A 17,933-nucleotide genomic window follows, 5' to 3' on the forward strand; every position below is an offset into this window, starting at 1 on the left:
AATTCAGCTGTTGTTGTGGGAGCCTCCCATGTTGAACACCCTTCTACCCATCCTGCTGTTCGCTGCCCTTGGCCTGGCAGTGCTCGGCGCCCTGCGCCGGGTGCGCATGTGGCGGCGTGGCCGGGCTTCCAAGGTCGACCTGATCGGCGGCCTGCTGGCCATGCCGCGGCGCTACCTGGTGGACCTGCACCACGTGGTCGAGCGCGATAAGTACATGTCCAAGACCCACGTGGCTACCGCAGGCGGCTTCGTGCTGTCGGCCGCGCTGGCGATTCTGGTGCATGGCTTTGGCCTGCAGAGCAAAATCCTCGGCTACGCGTTACTGGTAGCCACGGTAATCATGTTTACCGGGGCCATCTTTGTCTTCAAGCGCCGCCTCAACCCGCCATCGCGCCTGTCCAAGGGGCCGTGGATGCGCTTGCCGAAGAGCCTGCTGGTATTCGCCGCAAGCTTCTTCATTGCCACCCTGCCGGTCGCCGGCATCCTGCCCGCCAACACGGGCGGCTGGGTGATGGTCGCCGTACTCGGCCTGGGCGTGCTGTGGGGTGTGTCGGAGCTGTTCTTCGGCATGACCTGGGGCGGCCCTATGAAGCACGCCTTCGCCGGTGCCCTGCACCTGGCCTGGCACCGCCGTGCCGAGCGCTTCGGCGGCGGCCGCTCCGCCGGTCTCAAGCCGCTGGACCTGGAAGACCCGAACGCGCCGCTGGGCGTGGAAAAGCCGGCGGACTTCACCTGGAACCAGCTGCTGGGCTTCGACGCCTGCGTGCAGTGCGGTAAATGTGAAGCCATGTGCCCGGCCTTTGCTGCCGGCCAGCCGCTGAACCCGAAAAAGCTCATTCAGGACATGGTCATCGGCCTGGCCGGCGGCACGGACGCCCAGTTCGCCGGCAGCCCGTACCCGGGCAAGCCGATCGGTGAGCATGGCGGCCACCCGCACCAGCCGATCGTCAATGGTCTGGTCGACGCCGAAACGCTGTGGTCGTGCACCACTTGCCGTGCCTGCGTCGAGGAATGCCCGATGATGATCGAGCACGTCGATGCCATCGTCGACATGCGCCGCCACCTCACCCTGGAAAAGGGCGCCACCCCGAACAAGGGCGCCGAGGTGCTGGACAACCTGATCGCCACTGACAACCCAGGCGGCTTCGCCCCCGGCGGGCGCATGAACTGGGCGGCCGACCTCAACCTGCAACTGCTGTCGGAGGTGAAAACCACCGACGTGCTGTTCTGGGTTGGCGACGGTGCCTTCGACATGCGCAACCAGCGCACCCTGCGTTCGTTTGTCAAAGTGTTGAAGGCCTCGGGCGTGGACTTTGCCGTGCTCGGCCTGGAAGAACGCGACAGTGGCGACGTTGCCCGCCGCCTGGGCGACGAAGCGACTTTCCAGCAACTGGCCAAACGCAATATCCAGACCCTGGCCAAGTACACGTTCCAGCGCATCGTCACCTGCGACCCGCACAGCTTCCATGTGCTGAAGAACGAGTACGGCGCATTGGGCGGCGACTACCAGGTGCAGCACCACAGCACCTACATGGCCGAACTGATCGCGGCCAACAAGCTCAACCTCGGCCAGCACAAGGGCGGCAGCGTCACCTACCACGACCCTTGCTACCTGGGCCGCTACAACGGTGAGTACGAAGCACCGCGTGAAGTGCTCAAGGCGCTGGGTATCGAAGTGCGCGAGATGCAGCGCTCGGGCTTCCGTTCCCGCTGCTGCGGCGGTGGCGGTGGGGCGCCGATCACTGACATCCCGGGCAAGCAGCGTATCCCCGACATGCGCATGGACGACATCCGGGAGACCGAGGCCGAGCTGGTGGCCGTGGGTTGCCCACAATGCACCGCCATGCTCGAAGGCGTGGTCGAACCGCGCCCGCAGATCAAGGACCTGGCCGAGCTGGTGGCCGACGTGCTGATCGAAGAGGACGCGCCGTCTGCCGCAAAGCCGCAAACGGCCAAACGTGAACCTGCGGAGGTGCACTGATGAGCGACATTATCCGCCGCGACCCACGCGCCGAGTGGATCGCCCGTAACCGCCTGCACCCGCTGCATGCGGCCATGCAGACGCAACAGACCAGCTGGATGGGGCCCAATGGCCTGATCCGCAAGAACCCCCATGCGATTGCCGCAGGCTTCATCGGCCCGGCCGGCATCAAGCGCATCGACCGCAGCGGCGCCCAGCAGGGTACCGGTGTGGGCGGGCGGCGCACGGCGGCGGCAGAGGTCAAGCTGCCGCTGCACCAGGTGCCGGCGCCGGCGTTCTACATCGCCGTGGTGCCGGACATGGTCGGTGGTCGCCTGAGCAGCCACGACCGCGATTTGCTCGGCCTGGCCCACAGCCTGGCCGGCAGTGACGGCGCGGTGCTGGCGGTGGTCTTTAACGAGCACAAGGAAAGCAACTTTTCCACAGCCGGTGTCGACCGCCTGCTGGTCATCGAGGGCGAGGCCTTCGAGGGTTATGCACCGGAGCAACTGGTGCAGGGCCTGCGGGCTGTGGATAACCAGTTCACCCCGCGCCACTGGCTGCTGCCCGACAGCCGCACCGGTGGCGGCGAACTGGGCCGACGCCTGGGCGCGGCGCTGGGCGAGCGCCCGGCCACGCGGGTGTGGCAGGTCAAGGACGGCCAGTGCATCGGCCGCGCCGGTGCTGGCCAGCAAGACCTGCAACGTGCCGTGCCACGGCTGATCCTCGCGGCCGCCGAGTGCGCGGAGCCGGTCAGCGAAACCCGTCACGAAGCCTTGCCGGTGGAGTTGTCCACACGCGTGGCGCGCAGCCTGTCGCGCATCGAAGACCTGGGCTCGGTGGCCGTGGACCCGGCCACCATTGCCATGGCCGAGGCCGAGTTCATCATCTCGGGCGGCAATGGGGTCAAGGACTGGGACCTGTACCACCAGGCCACCGCAGCCCTTGGCGCCACCGAAGGTGCCTCGCGGGTGGCGGTGGACGACGGCTTCATGCCGCGCAATCGCCAGGTGGGTGCCACCGGTACCTGGGTCACCGCGCGCGTGTACGTGGCTGTGGGCATCTCGGGTGCCATCCAGCACCTGCAGGGCATCGGCGCCTGCGACAAGGTGGTGGCGATCAACATGGACCCGGGCTGCGACATGATCAAACGGGCGGACCTGTCGGTGATTGGCGACAGTTCGGCGATTCTCAAGGCACTGATCGAGGCTGTGGACAACTACCGCAGCGGCGGCCAGCGCGACGCGGCATAAGGGCACGAGCATGAGTACGAAAGTGATCAGCCTGGTTTCCATCGGTGCCCACCCAAGCTCCGGGCGCGCTCGCCGCGCCGAGCAGGATGCCCGCGCCGTGGAACTGGGTTTGCAGCTGGCTGGGGATAACTTGCAGGTGGTCCATGCCGGCAACCCACAGGAAGAAGCGCTGCGCGCCTACCTGGGCATGGGCCTGGACCATCTTGACGTGCTGGAGCAGCCGGCCGGTGCCGATGTGCTGGGCGTGCTGGGGGATTACCTGCGCGACGCCGGGGCACAGCTGGTGCTGACCGGTAGCCAGGCCGAGACGGGTGAAGGCTCGGGCATGCTGCCCTTCCTGCTGGCCGAAAAACTTGGCTGGCCGTTGATCGTGGGGCTGGCTGAGGTGGAGTCGATCGAGAACGGCACCGCCCAGGTCTTGCAGGCGTTGCCGCGGGGCCAGCGGCGCCGGCTGAAAGTGCGCCTGCCGTTGCTGGCGACTGTGGATAACGCTGCGCCCAAGCCGCGCCAGAGCGCATTCGGGCCCGCGCGACGGGGTGTGCTGGCTGCGCGTAATGTGGCCATTGTCGAAGATGAGTTGCTGGCCGATGCCGAGTTGCAACCGGCCCGTCCCCGGCCCAAGCGCCTGAAGGTGATCAAGGCCAAGAGCGGTGCGGACCGCATGAAAGCAGCAACGGCAAAGGCCAGTGGCGGCGGTGGCAAGGTGCTGAAGGATGTTTCGCCACAGGAAGGTGCTGAGGCCATCCTCAAGCTGCTGGTGGAAGAGGGCGTGCTGCGCTAAAGCCTTACGCGCTCTTCGGCAAGCCCCCCTCACTCTGTGGGAGCGGGCTTGCCCCGCGAACACCGGCGCAGCCGGTGCCATGCACCGCGTCGCCAGCTTCGCGGGGCAAGCCCGCTCCCACAACGACCCCCTGATCTGTTGCAGGCACATTCCGCCTGTGCATAAGTCCCTCCTTTTCCCCACCACACCGCCAGATTTGACGGAAATGGCACAACCATCAGGTGCAACTCTGTTTTGCCCACGGAATCTGTTCGCCAAGGTGTGGATAAAGTGTTGGTGCATGGCTGGGGGCCATATATAACGGGGCTCAGAGAGTTTTGATCATAAACTGATCAAATGTGAGCCGGCTCCTCAGCCACAGATATGCGTGCGTCCCGCAGGTTTTGCCCACAATCGCTGTTAGCGGGTCTGTGGATAATCTGTTCGGCGCTACCTGAAAGCCGCGCAGCTCCTGGCTTGTGAGTGATTGATTAAGAAATGATCAAATGGGCATGGATATCTTCAGATCACTGATTTTCAAGGCGTTGAATCGCTTATCCACACCCGACGCGCTGCATGTTCGCGCTTTGTTCACAAACTCTGTTGGTGAGTCTGTGGATAAGGTGTATGGAGTCCTCTGTGGCCCAACAGTTAGGCTGCCTTGCTGGCTTTGATCAAAAAATGAGCAGTCATTCACCTGATATTTATGTCAGTAGCCACACCTTTCATTCACCGCTACGGTATTCCAAACAATTAAAACTTGTGCATAACCTATGGCGGCTCATTTTTTGACGACAGACCTGCAGCGCTCCGTGTTGCCAGGTCTGCACGCTTATTCACCTTACGGCTTCATGAAAACCAGCCCAGCACCGGTGCTGGCTTTTGGTGGCCAGCATCGTGATCCGCTCACGGGCAATTATCCGTTGGGCAATGGCCGTCGCTTCTATAGCCCGACCCTCTTGCGCTTTACGACCTGTGACTCGCTCAGCCCGTTTTCCAAGGGGGGTATCAATGGGTACGCCTACTGTGGCGGAGATCCGGTAAACCGGCATGACCCAAACGGTGCATTCTGGGGCGTCATACTCAGGGGCATTGGCTTGCTCTCCAGCGGTGCCACCTTCTCGGGCGCGACGGTTCGAACAATGAGGAATGTGGTCGGGCGCAGGTCGGCTGCTCGGTTGGCTAACGGCGTGCCCGCTGATTATCAGGAGCTACCGCTTACAGCCAGAATTTCGAACCAGCAGTTCAGTTTGACAGGCGCTTTTGGCGTAGCCGGGCAGGTGGTCGCCGCCGCCAACGGGGTGACCCCAAGCGTTCAGAGCGCTGTGGATCTCATCGCGCTAGGAAATACGGTCACAAATCTGAGCGGTGGTTTGACAGGAAATTTTGCCGCAGCACGTGAAGTAGCCCACTACATGCGGACTTATCCACGTGACACTCACCGGTTATTGGGGAATACGTTCATGGATTTGACGATGTTGGACGAGATGCTCTCTACCGTAGGCCGTGGGTTGGCATACGTAGGCAGAGGATTTGCAGCCGCTGCGAGCTGGATCAGGTCGTTACGATCGGTGCCTCATGATGTCCAGGTATAGGGAAATCTCCGAGCATACGGTTTGCCTGGCGCGCTCACGCTGTTAAGTTCGGAGCGCTGCCAGGCCACCGATGATGGTTTACTGCGCCTTCACCTCTTTCAGGTATGGAGCAGGCTCTGCGCCCAAGTTGGCCAACACGCGGTCGCTGTACCAGTCAATGAAGTTCACCACACCAAACTCGTAAGTCTTCGAGTAAGGCCCAGGCTGGTACGCCGTGGAGTTGATGCCACGCTGGTTCTCTTCCGCCAGGCGGCGGTCCTGGTCGTTGGTAGCGTCCCACACCTTGCGCATGCGCTCCGGGTCGTAATCGACGCCTTCGACCGCATCCTTGTGCACCAGCCACTTGGTGGTGACCATGGTTTCCTGGGCGCTGATCGGCCACACGGTGAACACGATCATGTGGTCGCCCATGCAGTGGTTCCACGAGTGCGGCAGGTGCAGGATGCGCATCGAGCCCAGGTCCGGGTTCTTGATGCGGCCCATCAGCTTCTGGCAGGCCTGTTTGCCGTCCATGGTCATCGATACCGTGCCTTTGAGCAGGGGCATGCGCACGATACGGTTACGCAGGCCATGGCTCTTGTGCAGGTACGGGATCTTTTCGGCTTCCCAGGCGGCGGCCGAAGCGGCCACGTGGTCCTTGAATTCCTGGCTGGCGCGCGGGTCGTTGGTGTCGTCCCACTCCAGCAGGGTTTGCAGCAGCTCCGGGTGCGAACCGCTGCAGTGGTAGCACTCGCGGTTGTTTTCCAGCACCAGCTTCCAGTTGGCCTTTTCCATCAAGGTGGTGTGCACCGCCACCTTGGTGTTCTCCATGTCGTACGGTTCCATGTAGTGTTCCAGGGTAGCCAGGAACTCGTCGATGGCAGGCGGGTTTTCTGCCAGGCTGATGAAGATATAGCCACCGGCCACCTTCACATGCACCGGCTTCAGGCCGTACTCCTTCATGTCGAAGTCGGCGCCCATTTCGGTGCCGGCGAACAGCAGGCGGCCGTCCAGTTCATAGGTCCACTGGTGGTAATGGCAGACCAGCTTGGCCACCTTGCCTTTGTCGCTGACGCACAAACGCGAACCACGGTGGCGGCAGACGTTATGGAAGGCGTGCACCTTGCCTTCGGCACCACGCACCACCAGGATCGGGTTTTTGCCGATCTGCAGGGTGATGTAGTTACCTTTCGCCGGAATTTCGCAAGTCATGCCAGCGATCAACCATTCTTTCTGGAAGATCTCCTGCATGTCGATCTGGAACAGACGCTCGTCGGTGTAGAAAGGCTGGGGCAGCGAGTAGGTGCGCTCGCGGGTCTGCAGCATCTCGGCGGTAGCCTTGCGTGCAGGTTCCAGTGGATCGCCCAGGCTCAGGGTTGCGGTGACGTCCATCGTGTATTCCTCGGGGCCGTGTGCGGCCGGCAAAAGGTGGCTAATCGTTGTTGTTGCCGCAAGGCGGTTATCAGCGGCTTTTTGTTTAAACAGCAGGCATGTTTATTTGCCGTGGAGTGTGCGTCCGAAGACGCCGCGAACCGTATCCATGGGCGACATGGCCGAATTGAATTACGACGCGCCAGCCCTTGTAGCGCGGGGCTGGTCGCGATAAGCACGCCGATGTCGCTGGCAGGAATGTACGTCGCTCTCAGCTTGCGCATTATCCAAGCCATAAAAAGCCCACTAGTCGGCTGCTGGAGATGAACATGTCCGATACCTTCCTCAATCCGGTCACCACCCAGACCTGGGCCAACGGCCGCCACATCGTGCGCTGCGTCAAGGTCATCCAGGAGACCTGGGACGTGCGCACCTTCTGCTTCATGGCCGACCAGCCGATCATGTTCTTCTTCAAGCCCGGGCAGTTCGTCACCCTGGAGCTGGAGATCGAAGGCAAGCCGGTGATGCGTTCCTACACCATTTCCAGTTCGCCGTCGGTGCCCTACAGTTTTTCGATCACAGTGAAGCGCGTGCCGGGTGGCTTGGTGTCCAACTTCTTGCACGACACCATGCACGAAGGCGCCGAACTGCCGGTACACGGCCCGGTGGGGCTGTTCAACGCCATCGACTTCCCGGCGGGCAAGGCGCTGTACCTGTCGGGCGGTGTCGGCATTACGCCGGTCATGTCGATGGCGCGCTGGTTCTATGACACCAACGCCAACGTCGACATGGTGTTCGTGCACAGCGCCCGTTCGCCGAAGGACATCATCTACCATCGCGAGCTGGAACAGATGGCCTCGCGCATCCCCAACTTCAGCCTGCATATCATTTGCGAGAAGCATGGCCTGGGCGAGCCATGGGCGGGGTACCGCGGTTACCTGAATCAGCGACTCATGGAACTGATCGCCCCTGACTACATGGAGCGCGTGGTGTTTTGCTGCGGCCCGACGCCTTATATGACGGCGGTCAAGCGCATGCTCGAAGCCGTCGGTTTCGACATGAAGAATTATCACGAGGAGTCGTTTGGTGCGACGCCGGCCGAGGCCAAGGCCGATGCGGTGGAGCACGCCGAACAGGCGGCCGACGCACCGGAGCTGGATGTATCCGACCTCAACCTGGTGGAGTTCATCGGCAGCGACAAGAGCATCCGCATCGCCCCGGGCGAGACTGTGCATGCGGCCGCAGCCAAGGTTGGCCTGATGATCCCGAAAGCCTGCGGCATGGGTATCTGCGGCACTTGCAAGGTGCTCAAGCTGGGCGGCGAAGTGGAGATGGAGCACAACGGCGGCATCACCGAAGAGGATGAAGCCGAGGGCTACATCCTGTCGTGCTGCAGCGTGCCGAAAGGGGATGTGCGGATCGATTACTGATCCTGTAAAGCCGGGGCTGCGTTGCAGCCCATTCGCGGGACGAGCCCGCTCCCACAGGTTAACCCCTGGTCTGAAGGTTTCGGTAAACCTGTGGGAGTGGGCTTGTCCCGCGAAAGGGCCATCAGATCCATACAGCATCCCAATGTGAGTAGTCGCCCGCACGGTCAACCAGCCCGGCTCTTATGGGATTGGCAACGATGTACCTCGCCACGTGCAGCACACTTTCTTTCCGCCGCAAGGCCCGGTTCTGATAGCCCGGCTGCCATATTTTCTTGCGTGACATGCCCCGCTGATAGAGCGCATGACTACTCCGTGATTTGAACCTGCGCATCAAGCAGCTCAACGTGCCACTTTGCAACTCAATCAGCCAATGCACATGGTCGGGCATGACCACCCAGGCCAGGGACCGGCAAAGCCCATCGAGCTCCGCCTGTCTCAGTTGCTGGATCACGCCACGGGCGTAGTTGAATTGAGTGAAGATCTGCTGACGTTCATGAGTGACCGTGGTCAGCAGGTAAAGCCCCCCCGGCTGAGAAAAACGGCCGCGGCGCAGCAGATGGGATTGGGCACGGTCCATGTGGGGTCCCTGATGTGAGAGCTGGGACAACACTAGGTGAGATGTCAGTGGCGTGCGGTGTGGAATGTTTTCTGGATGTTGGGTAGCAACGCTGGCCTCTTCGCGGGGCAAGCCCGCTCCCACAGGCTCACCGTACCCTTCAGATCAGCACAGACCCTGGGGGAGGCTCACCGTAGCCCTCACACCAGCCCCGAGCCTCTGGCAGGCTAACAGAATCCCTCAAGCCAGCGCCGAGCCTCTGGCAGGCTAACAGAATCCCTCAAGCCAGCGCCGAGCCTCTGGCAGGCTAGCAGAATCCCTCAAGCCAGCGCCGAGCCTCTGGCAGGCTAGCAGAATCCCTCAAGCCACCGCCGAGCCTCTGGCAGGCTAGCAGAATCCCTCAAGCCACCGCCGAGCCTCTGGCAGGCTAGCAGAATCCCTCAAGCCACCGCCGAGCCTCTGGCAGGCTAACAGAATCCCTCAAGCCAGCGCCGAGCCTGTGGGAGCGGGCTTGTCCCGCGAATGGGCCGCACAGCGGCCCCAGCATTGTCATGTACGGAACCGTGCCACCAACCCATTCAGGTCCACGGCCAAGCGCGACAGCTCAGCACTCGCCGCACTGGTCTGATGCGCCCCCGTAGCACTCTGCACCGACAGGTCATTGATGTTCACCAGGTTGCGGTCCACTTCCCGCGCCACTTGTGCCTGCTCTTCCGCCGCGCTGGCGATCACCAGGTTACGCTCGTTGATCTGTGCCACCGCCCCGGCAATGGTGTCCAACGCCAAGCCAGCACCGCGGGCGATGTTCAGCGTCGACTCGGCGCGTTCAGTGCTGGTGCGCATCGACTCCACTGCCTCTTCCGTGCCGCCTTGAATGCTGCCAATCATCCGTTCGATCTCGCTGGTCGACTGCTGGGTACGGTGTGCCAGCGCACGCACTTCATCCGCTACCACGGCAAAGCCACGGCCCGCTTCGCCGGCGCGCGCCGCCTCAATGGCAGCATTGAGCGCCAGCAGGTTGGTCTGGTCGGCCAGGCCGCGGATCACGTCGAGTACCTTGCCAATGTCGCGCGACTGTTCGGCCAGGTGCGTGATCAGTTTTGCTGTGGCCTGCACGTCACCGCTCATGCGCTCGATGGCGCCCACCGTCTCCATCACCAAGTCACGACCGTCGCCAGTGGAACGGCTGGCTTCACTGGATGCCTCTGAGGTACTCACGGCATTTCGCGCCACTTCCTCCACCGCGCTGGTCATTTCAGTCACGGCAGTGGCGGCTTGTTCAATTTCGTTGTTCTGCTGTTGCAGGCCACGGGCACTTTCGTCGGTGACGGCGTTCAATTCTTCGGCCGCCGAGGCCAGCTGGGTGGCGGAGCCGGCGATCTGCTGCAGGGTGTCGCGTAGCTTGTCTTGCATGCGGGCCATGGCACGCAGCAGGCGGGCGGCTTCGTCGGTGCCTTCGGCGCGGATGATGTGGGTCAGGTCACCGTCGGCGACCTGCTCGGCGCATTTGAGCGCCTCATCAATCGGCTTGACGATGCTGCGGGTCAACAAAAGGGCGCACGCGAATGTCAGCACGGTAGCGGCAACCAGCAGGCCGATCACCAGGGTGAAGGCAGTGTCGTACTGGCTGGCGGCCTTCTCGTTGGTGGAACGGGTCTGTTCGGTGTTGATACGCACCAGGGTTTCCATGACCTTGTTGATTTGCTCGGAGTTGGCCAGCAGGTCGCGGTTGAGCAGGTCGCGCAGTTCGTCGACGCGGCCGGCCTGGCTCAGGCTGCGCATGCGCGATTCCAGTTGGCGGTACTGGTTGAGCAACTGGCCGTACTGGTCGAACGCCGCCTGTTCATCACCGGCGGCGATCATCGGCAAATAGGCCTGGCGCGCACGGTCGATCTGGCTGTTGCGCTGGTCCAGCAGGTTGAGGGTATCGCTTTGGATGGCAGGCTCGCGGTTGATCAGCAGTCGATAGGACAGGGTGCGCATGCGCAGGTTGAGCGCGGTGATTTCGTCGAGGATCTTGATGCTGGGCACGTTGACTTGCTCGATGGCCACGCCCGCGTGGCGAATGTTGCCCATTTGCACCAGTGAGAAGATACCAAGGCCGAGCATCAGCAGGCCGATGAGCGCGAAGCCGAGCAGCGCGCGCGGGGCGATATTCATGTTGCGTAGAGACATGGAGGGGAAGATCCAGGCAAGGGATAAAGAGTGCGCGAAGTGCGACAAAACATGACTTGCCGGGCTATCGGTCGTGACTGGCCAGTCTTGAGCGCGCCCCGCTAAATTTGTGAGCGCGCTAACCTTTTCCTGACCGGCGGTTGACCCAGGTCGGAACAAGGGGGTGATTACCCTGTCAATCTGCGGGCCAGACACCTTGTGAATCCGATTTTTAATGGCGATGGGCCGCGCTTTTCTTTATCGTGTGCGCCCCTCGCAACAACCTGAGATAGACCCATGCTGGAAGCTTCCCTGAATCAAATTGAGCAACTGGTCAGCGACCTGATGCAGAAGAACGCTCAACTCACCGAGCAGAACACCGCCCTTGGCACGCAATTGGCCCAGGCCAAGGAAGAAAACGAAACCCTGCAGCTGTCGCTGATGGAGCAGGAAGAGAAGAACGGCAGCACCGCCGCCCGCCTGCAGGCCCTGGTTGATCGCGCCAGCGCTGGCGTTGCTGGCGCATGAGATTGCAAGAGCAGCCGGTCAATGTCGTGTCGATTCTCGGCATCGACTATTCGATCAAGGCGCCCGAAGGCCAGGAAGAAACCCTGGCCCAGGCGGTGCGGATGCTCAACACCGCCCTGAACGAAACCAAGCGTCAGTACCCGACCCTGATCGGTGACAAATTGCTGGTGCTGGCTGCCCTTAACCTGTGCTCCAAACAGGTTGAACTGCAGAAAGAACATCAGCAGACCCTTGCGCGTACCCAGGCGCAGATCGACGCCACGGTGGACGCCATCGTGCGGACCATTGCAGAGTCCTGATCGATAGCTGGGGCGCTTTGCGCCCCAAAGCCCCAACTCATTGTTCCAGGTCACTGGATTAACTGGATACGCAAGTGTATACACTTCTCGCAAAACAATAATGTGCGGGGGAGTAGGGGCATGCGTATCTGGCGCAAAAGCATCCAGTGGCAGTTGATCACCAGCATGGGCGCAGCCCTGTTGGCCAGCATCCTGGTGGTGGTCATCATCTTCACCGTGGCGCTCAACCGCCTCACCGACCGCTACCTGGTCGACACTGCCCTGCCTGCCAGTGTCGAGGCCATCCGCAATGACATCGAGCGCATGCTCGGCCAGCCACTGGTGGCTGCGGCGGACATTGCCGGCAACACGCTGCTGCGCGACTGGTTGGCTGCCGGTGAAGACCCCGCCCAGGCTGCGGCATTCATCGAATACCTGGGCGCCGCCAAACAGCGCAACCGCGCCTTCACCACCTTGTTTGCCTCGACCGAAACCGGCCATTACTACAACGAAAATGGCCTGGACCGTACCCTCAGCCGCAGCAACCCCAAGGACAAGTGGTTCTACGGCTACATCGACAGCGGCGCCGAGCGGTTTATCAACATCGACATCGACGGAGCCACTGGGGAGCTGGCGCTGTTCATCGATTATCGCGTGGAAAAGGCTGGCAAGCTGGTGGGCGTGGCCGGCATGGGCCTGCGCATGACCGAGCTGTCGAAGCTGATTCACGACTTCAGCTTTGGCGAGCATGGCAAGGTCTTTCTGGTACGTAACGATGGCCTGATCCAGGTGCACCCGGACGCTGCCTTCAGTGGCAAGCGCCAGCTCACCGAGCAGCTCGGTACGGACGCTGCCAAGGCTGTAATGACGGGCGGCGAAGGCCTGCGCAGCAGCCGCTTCAGCCGTGACGGTGAACGGTATCTGGCACTCGGCCTGCCCCTGCGCGACCTTGACTGGACCTTGGTGGCCGAGGTGCCGGAGTCGGAAATCTACGCGCAAATGCATCAGGCGGTATGGCTGACCAGCCTGATCGGTGGCGGTGTGGCCCTGGTGTCGCTGCTGCTGGTGGTGCTGCTGGCGCGCGGCCTGGTGCGGCCTATCCGCCGCGTTACCGCTGCGCTGGTGCAGATTGGCAGTGGCGCAGGCGACCTTAGCCACCGCCTGGATGACTCGCGCCAGGATGAGCTGGGTGACCTGGCCCGGGGTTTCAACCGCTTTCTCGACAGCCAGCGCAGCCTGATTGGCGAGGTTTTGCACACCTCCGAACGGCTGCATCGTGCGGTTGAGCAGGTAACCCAAGTGGTGGACAACACGGCCGAGCGCTCAGGGCGGCAACAGGAAATGACCGAAATGGTTGCCACTGCCGTGCACGAAATGGGCCTGACGGTGCAGGACATTGCCCGCAATGCGGGTGATGCGGCGCAGGCCTCGCAGTCGGCACGGGATGAAGCCTTGCAGGCGCGTGAGGTGGTACGGCGTTCGATTCAGGGCATCGAGGGCATGTCGGGCGACATCGTCAAGGCAGCCGATGCCGTCAGCCAGCTGGCCAACGAAGTCGCCTCTATTGATGAAGTTCTCGCGGTGATCCGCAGCATTTCCGAACAAACCAACCTGCTGGCGCTGAACGCAGCCATCGAGGCGGCGCGGGCCGGGGAGATGGGGCGCGGGTTTGCTGTGGTGGCCGACGAGGTGCGAACGCTGGCGCGACGTACGCAACTGTCCACCGACGAAGTGCAGCAGATGATCCAGCGCCTGAAGCAGGGCGCGGGTTCGGCGGTGAGCTCGATGCAGGCGGGGCAGCAGGCGACCGGCAGTGGCGTTGAATCAAGCCAGCGTACCGGGGCGTCGTTGGGCGCGATTACCGACCAGGTGGAACACATCAGCGACATGAACCATCAGGTGGCGACGGCGACCGAAGAGCAGTCGGCGGTGACCGAAGAGATCAACCGCACGGTGCAGGGGATTTCTGACCTGGCCCGGGAGACGGCGGCGGAAGTTCAGGGCTGCCGTGAAGAGTGCCAGGCGTTGCGTGGCTTGGCTGATGACCTGGCACGGCAGATGGGTGGGTTCAGGCTTTAGATCGGTGTGGGCTTCATCGCCGGCAAGCCAGCTCCTACAGGATCACCACAGGCCTGAGCCTTGTGTGGTCCATGTGGGGGCTGGCTTGCCGGCGATTGGGGCCTGTCAGGCGGTGATGATACTGCGGATATCCGCTGCCAGTTCGCGCACCCGCTCTTGCTCGGTATCCCAGGAACACATGAACCGTGCCCCGCCGCTGCCGATAAAGGTATAGAACCTCCACCCCTTGCCGCGCAGCGCTTCAATCGCAGGCTCCGGCATTTGCAGGAACACCCCGTTGGCCTCCACCGGGAACATCAGCTCCACCCCCGGCAAGTCACTCACCAACGATGCCAGCAACTGCGCGCAATGGTTGGCGTGGTTGCCATGGCGCAACCAGGCGCCATCTTCCAGCAGCCCCACCCATGGCGCAGACAGGAAGCGCATTTTCGACGCCAGTTGACCGGCCTGCTTGCAGCGGTAATCGAAGTCTTCGGCCAGTTGGCGGTTGAAGAACAGGATTGCTTCACCCACCGCCATGCCGTTCTTGGTGCCGCCGAAGCACAATACATCCACACCGGCCTTCCAGGTCAGCTCCGCCGGGCTGCAGCCCAGGAATGCGCAGGCATTGGTAAAGCGCGCGCCGTCCATGTGCAGGTTCAGCCCCAGCTCCTTGCAGGTCGCGCTGATCGCCTTCAGCTCGTCGGGGCGGTACACGGTGCCCACTTCTGTGGCCTGGGTAATGGTCACGACCCGCGGCTTGGGGTAGTGGATGTCCTGGCGCTTCAGCGCCACTTCGCGGATGGACTCTGGCGTCAGCTTGCCGTCGACGCTGGCGGCCGTCAGCAGCTTGGAGCCGTTGGAAAAGAACTCCGGCGCGCCGCATTCGTCGGTTTCGACGTGGGCGGTCTCGGAGCAAATGACGCTGTGGTAGCTCTGGCACAGCGAGGCCAGGGCCAGGGAGTTGGCGGCGGTGCCGTTGAAGGCGAAAAATACCTCGCAGTCGGTTTCAAACAGGTTGCGGAAGTATTCCGAGGCGCGCTCGGTCCATTGATCGTCGCCATAGGCGCGGTCGTGGCCGTGGTTGGCCTTTTCCATCGCCGCCCAGGCTTCGGGGCAGATACCGGAATAGTTGTCGCTGGCGAATTGTTGGCTCTTATCTGTCATGACACGGTCCTGTGAACGACGCAGAACAGCACTCTAAACCATCGATTCAGCGGTTGCCTATACAAGCTGCTTTCAGTGGGATCTGCGTCGGCCTCTTCGGGGGGCAAGCCAGCTCCCACAATGGCCATGCATACAGCAATCATTGTGGGAGCGGGCTTGCCCCGCGAAGAGGCCGGCAGCATCAACCCAAAGGCAATGTCGTAAACGCGCCATTGCAAGGCGTGCGCAGGCATCTGACCCGACCCCGCCAGTCATACCATCGCCACAAAGGGCCACAGTGCCCCACGACAAAAAAACGATCGCTGCCGGGAGATACACGATGTTCAGCAAGCAAGACCAGATCCAGGGTTACGACGACGCACTGCTGGCGGCGATGAATGCCGAGGAACAGCGCCAGGAAGATCACATCGAGCTGATCGCCTCGGAGAACTACACCAGCAAGCGCGTCATGCAGGCCCAAGGCAGCGGCCTGACCAACAAGTACGCCGAAGGCTACCCGGGCAAGCGCTACTACGGTGGCTGCGAGCACGTGGACAAAGTAGAAGCCCTGGCCATCGAGCGCGCCAAGCAGCTGTTCGGTGCCGACTACGCCAACGTACAGCCGCACTCCGGCTCGTCGGCCAACGGCGCCGTCTACCTGGCCCTGCTGCAGGCCGGTGACACCATCCTCGGCATGAGCCTGGCCCACGGTGGCCATCTGACCCACGGCGCCAAAGTGTCGTCCTCGGGCAAGCTCTATAACGCCGTGCAGTACGGCATCAACACCGACACCGGCTTGATCGACTACGACGAAGTCGAGCGCCTCGCGGTCGAGCACAAGCCGAAAATGATCGTTGCCGGTTTCTCGGCCTACTCCAAGACCCTTGACTTCCCACGCTTCCGCGCCATTGCCGACAAGGTGGGTGCGCTGCTGTTCGTCGACATGGCCCACGTAGCCGGCCTGGTTGCCGCTGGCCTGTACCCGAACCCGATCCCGTTCGCCGATGTGGTTACCACCACCACCCACAAGACCCTGCGCGGCCCTCGTGGCGGTCTGATCCTGGCCAAGTCGAACGAAGAGATCGAGAAGAAGCTGAACGCCGCTGTATTCCCGGGCGCCCAAGGCGGCCCGCTGATGCACGTGATTGCCGCCAAGGCCGTGTGCTTCAAGGAAGCGCTGGAGCCTGGCTTCAAGGCCTACCAGCAACAAGTGATCGAAAACGCCCAGGCCATGGCCCAGGTGTTCATCGACCGCGGCTACGACGTGGTGTCCGGTGGCACCGACAACCACCTGTTCCTGGTCAGCCTGATCCGCCAGGGCCTCACTGGCAAAGATGCCGACGCCGCCCTGGGCCGCGCGCACATCACCGTCAACAAGAACGCCGTGCCGAACGACCCACAGTCGCCGTTCGTCACCTCGGGCCTGCGCATCGGCACCCCGGCCGTCACCACCCGCGGCTTCAAGGTTGCGCAGTGCGTGGCCCTGGCCGGCTGGATCTGCGACATCCTCGACAACCTCGGTGACGCAGACGTCGAAGCCGATGTGGCGAAGAACGTCGCGGCGCTGTGCGCAGACTTCCCTGTTTACCGCTGAGTGGAGTAAACGACCATGCAACGCTACTCGGGCTTCGGCCTCTTCAAACACTCCCTCAGCCACCACGAAAACTGGCAGCGCATGTGGCGCACGCCCACCCCTAAAAAGGTGTACGACGTGGTTATCGTCGGCGGTGGCGGCCATGGTTTGGCCACGGCCTACTACCTGGCCAAAGAGCACGGCATCACCAACGTCGCCGTGATCGAGAAAGGTTACCTGGGCGGCGGCAACACCGCCCGTAATACCACCATCGTGCGTTCCAACTACCTGTGGGATGAGTCGGCGCAGTTGTACGAGCACGCCATGAAGCTGTGGGAAGGCCTGTCCCAGGACATCAACTACAACGTGATGTTCTCCCAGCGCGGCGTCTACAACCTGTGCCACACCTTGCAGGACATTCGTGACTCCGAGCGCCGCGTCAGCGCCAACCGCCTCAACGGCGTCGATGGCGAGCTGCTGAACACCGCCCAGGTCGCGGCCGAAATCCCGTACCTGGATTGCTCGAAGAACACCCGCTACCCGATCCTTGGCGCAACCGTTCAGCGCCGTGGTGGCGTGGCCCGCCACGACGCCGTGGCCTGGGGCTATGCCCGCGCTGCCGACGCCCTGGGTGTGGACCTGATCCAGCAGACCGAAGTGATCGGTTTCCGCAAGGAAAACGGCGCGGTCATTGGTGTGGAAACCAACAAAGGCTTCATCGGCGCCAAACGCGTCGGCGTGGTCACCGCCGGTAACTCCGGGCACATGGCCAAGCTGGCCGGCTTCCGCCTGCCGCTGGAATCGCACCCGCTGCAAGCGCTGGTATCCGAGCCGATCAAGCCGATCATCGACAGCGTGATCATGTCCAATGCCGTGCACGGCTACATCAGCCAGTCCGACAAGGGCGACCTGGTAATCGGTGCCGGTATCGACGGCTGGGTCGGCTACGGCCAGCGCGGCTCGTACCCGGTGATCGAGCACACCCTGCAGGCCATCGTCGAGATGTTCCCCAACCTCTCGCGCGTGCGCATGAACCGCCAGTGGGGCGGCATCGTCGACACCTCGCCGGACGCCTGCCCGATCATCACCAAGACCCCGGTCAAGAACATGTTCTTCAACTGCGGTTGGGGTACTGGCGGCTTCAAGGCGACCCCAGGTTCGGGCAACGTCTTTGCCGCGAGCCTGGCCAAGGGCGAAATGCACCCGCTGGCCGCGCCGTTCTCCATGGACCGTTTCTACAACGGCGCACTGATCGACGAACACGGCGCCGCCGCCGTCGCCCACTAACCGGA

14 protein-coding genes are annotated in these 17,933 nt (G+C 62.5%); 10 read left to right on the top strand and 4 right to left on the bottom strand.

What is annotated here, in order from left to right; genetic code table 11:
* Positions 1–28: 28 nt before the first annotated feature.
* The 4 genes from dgcB (at position 29) to CKW35_RS19230 (ending at position 5,568) form a co-directional block, all read left to right on the top strand.
* Positions 29–1,981: a dimethylglycine demethylation protein DgcB gene (gene dgcB, locus CKW35_RS19215; protein WP_095116630.1), complete on the top strand. Its 1,953-nt coding sequence runs from the start codon at positions 29–31 to the stop codon at positions 1,979–1,981.
* The gene (locus CKW35_RS19220; RefSeq protein WP_016484523.1) at positions 1,981–3,213 is read left to right on the top strand and encodes an electron transfer flavoprotein subunit alpha/FixB family protein; all 1,233 of its coding nucleotides are present in this window, start codon (positions 1,981–1,983) and stop codon (positions 3,211–3,213) included. Before dgcB ends, CKW35_RS19220 begins: the two co-directional genes overlap by 1 nt.
* A 10-nt stretch (positions 3,214–3,223) precedes the next feature.
* On the top strand, positions 3,224–3,994 hold the full coding sequence (locus CKW35_RS19225; RefSeq protein ID WP_016484524.1) for an electron transfer flavoprotein subunit beta: 771 nt from the start codon (positions 3,224–3,226) through the stop codon (positions 3,992–3,994).
* Positions 3,995–4,761: 767 nt separating this feature from the next.
* Complete coding sequence (locus CKW35_RS19230) at positions 4,762–5,568, top strand: RHS repeat-associated core domain-containing protein (RefSeq protein ID WP_224372423.1); 807 nt, start codon at positions 4,762–4,764, stop codon at positions 5,566–5,568.
* A 78-nt stretch (positions 5,569–5,646) separates the two neighbouring features.
* Here the strand turns inward: CKW35_RS19230 and gbcA are convergent, their stop codons facing one another.
* Positions 5,647–6,939, bottom strand: a complete 1,293-nt coding sequence (gene gbcA, locus CKW35_RS19235) for a glycine-betaine demethylase subunit GbcA (protein WP_016484527.1) — start codon at positions 6,937–6,939, stop codon at positions 5,647–5,649.
* Between the two features lie 308 nt (positions 6,940–7,247).
* Here gbcA and gbcB point away from each other — a divergent pair, with 308 nt between their 5' ends.
* Complete coding sequence (gene gbcB / locus CKW35_RS19245; protein WP_016484528.1) at positions 7,248–8,348, top strand: glycine-betaine demethylase subunit GbcB; 1,101 nt, start codon at positions 7,248–7,250, stop codon at positions 8,346–8,348.
* Positions 8,349–8,469: 121 nt separating this feature from the next.
* On the opposite strand, the gene CKW35_RS19250 is transcribed toward gbcB, so the two are convergent.
* Both CKW35_RS19250 and CKW35_RS19255 read right to left on the bottom strand, forming a co-directional pair.
* Positions 8,470–8,925, bottom strand: a complete 456-nt coding sequence (locus CKW35_RS19250; RefSeq protein WP_095116632.1) for a transposase — start codon at positions 8,923–8,925, stop codon at positions 8,470–8,472.
* A 528-nt stretch (positions 8,926–9,453) separates the two neighbouring features.
* A complete protein-coding gene (locus tag CKW35_RS19255; RefSeq protein WP_060518026.1) occupies positions 9,454–11,079 on the bottom strand; it encodes a methyl-accepting chemotaxis protein in 1,626 nt (541 codons plus the stop codon).
* Between the two features lie 276 nt (positions 11,080–11,355).
* Between CKW35_RS19255 and CKW35_RS19260 the strand changes: the two genes are divergently transcribed.
* The 3 genes from CKW35_RS19260 (at position 11,356) to mcpH (ending at position 13,943) form a co-directional block, all read left to right on the top strand.
* A complete protein-coding gene (locus tag CKW35_RS19260) occupies positions 11,356–11,586 on the top strand; it encodes a hypothetical protein (RefSeq protein WP_016484531.1) in 231 nt (76 codons plus the stop codon).
* Positions 11,583–11,885 (top strand): cell division protein ZapA, encoded by a 303-nt coding sequence (locus CKW35_RS19265; protein WP_016484532.1) that lies wholly within the window; start codon positions 11,583–11,585, stop codon positions 11,883–11,885. The genes CKW35_RS19260 and CKW35_RS19265 overlap by 4 nt, the downstream gene beginning before the upstream one ends.
* 120 nt (positions 11,886–12,005) lie before the next feature.
* Positions 12,006–13,943 (top strand): methyl-accepting chemotaxis protein McpH, encoded by a 1,938-nt coding sequence (mcpH, locus tag CKW35_RS19270; RefSeq protein WP_016484533.1) that lies wholly within the window; start codon positions 12,006–12,008, stop codon positions 13,941–13,943.
* Between the two features lie 105 nt (positions 13,944–14,048).
* Here the strand turns inward: mcpH and CKW35_RS19275 are convergent, their stop codons facing one another.
* A complete protein-coding gene (locus tag CKW35_RS19275) occupies positions 14,049–15,089 on the bottom strand; it encodes a low specificity L-threonine aldolase (protein WP_016484534.1) in 1,041 nt (346 codons plus the stop codon).
* Positions 15,090–15,408: 319 nt separating this feature from the next.
* Between CKW35_RS19275 and CKW35_RS19280 the strand changes: the two genes are divergently transcribed.
* Together CKW35_RS19280 and CKW35_RS19285 are read left to right on the top strand one after the other, a co-directional pair.
* Positions 15,409–16,662 (top strand): serine hydroxymethyltransferase, encoded by a 1,254-nt coding sequence (locus tag CKW35_RS19280; protein ID WP_016484535.1) that lies wholly within the window; start codon positions 15,409–15,411, stop codon positions 16,660–16,662.
* A 15-nt stretch (positions 16,663–16,677) separates the two neighbouring features.
* Positions 16,678–17,928, top strand: coding sequence for a sarcosine oxidase subunit beta family protein (locus CKW35_RS19285; RefSeq protein ID WP_016484536.1), 1,251 nt, complete (start codon positions 16,678–16,680; stop codon positions 17,926–17,928).
* Positions 17,929–17,933: the final 5 nt, after the last annotated feature.

The organism is Pseudomonas sp. Irchel 3F3, assembly GCF_900187545.1.
In the GTDB taxonomy this organism is placed as follows: Bacteria; Pseudomonadota; Gammaproteobacteria; order Pseudomonadales; family Pseudomonadaceae; genus Aquipseudomonas; species Aquipseudomonas fortuita.